Genomic DNA, 1075 nt, shown 5'->3' with positions numbered 1-1075 from the left:
TTGTTGTGATAAATCGACTTGGTGCCGCGCACCTTGCGGAGTTGCCCGTAGCTCGGCTGGACGAAACCGGTTTCGTCGATGGCCCGTGATTGCAGGATGGCCGGCTTGCCGTCCCACACCCAATTGGTGTTGAAACGGGTCAGCGCCTTGTTCTGCACCGGGCCTTCGAGGCGCGCCGTCTGCCAGTTGATGCCGCCGTCGAACGAGACATCGACCTGCTTGATCTTGCCGCGACCCGACCAGGCGAGGCCGGAAACGTTGTAGAAACCCTTGTCGAGGAGCGTCTGGCCGCCGGACGGGGTGGTGATCACCGACTTGGCTTCCTGGATCGAGCTGTACTGGCGATGCTGGCCACTCGGCAGGAGGTCGATGTAATGCACCGCCTCGTCCTTGGTGGCGTAAGGCATATCGCCGACTTCGATGCGGCGCAGCCACTTGACCCACGACACGCCCTGGACGCCCGGCACGACAAGACGCAGCGGGTAACCGTTTTCCGGGCGCAGCATTTCGCCGTTCTGGCCGTAGGCGACGAAGACTTCGCCGGACTCGACCATTTCCATCGGAATGGTGCGCGTCATCGAAGAGCCATCGGCGCCCTCGGCCAGCACGTAGCGGGCCTTTTTGGTGTCGACGCCGCAGTCCTCCAGCAGCACCTTGAGCGGCACGCCGGTGAATTCGGAACAGGACAGCATGCCGTGCGTGTATTGCACGGTCGGTACGGCGACATTGCCCCACTCCAGACCGGTATTGGCGCCGCATTCGATGAAGTGGATGCGCGACACCGAGGGCAGGCGCATCAGCTCGTCGAGCGTATACACCTTGGCCTTCTTGAGCAGCGAATCATCCGAGCCATTGACCATCAGGCGATGCTTGGACGGATCGATGTCATGCCAGCCCTGGTGATGGCGCTCGAAGTGCAGGCCGGACGGCGTGATGATGCCGAACAGGCCCTGCAGCGGCGCGAACGACACCGAAGCGCCGCCGACGCGGGCCAGACCGGGCGATTCGCGGCGCAGCAATTGGCTTTCGTACTTCGAGGGCTGACCGTACGGGTTGGTCGCCACCGGCAGGCCGA

General features: G+C 63.4%; 1 protein-coding gene. It reads right to left on the bottom strand.

Features of this window, described 5'->3' with window-relative positions; genetic code table 11:
- Positions 1-1075: sulfite dehydrogenase (soxC, locus tag ADADOO_RS16135; protein WP_511278539.1), on the bottom strand; the 1075-nt coding region annotated here is incomplete at both ends.

This window comes from Azonexus sp. (genome assembly GCF_036170495.1).
GTDB lineage: Bacteria > Pseudomonadota > Gammaproteobacteria > Burkholderiales > Rhodocyclaceae > Azonexus.
This window is presented reverse-complemented; position numbering and strand designations above follow the sequence as displayed.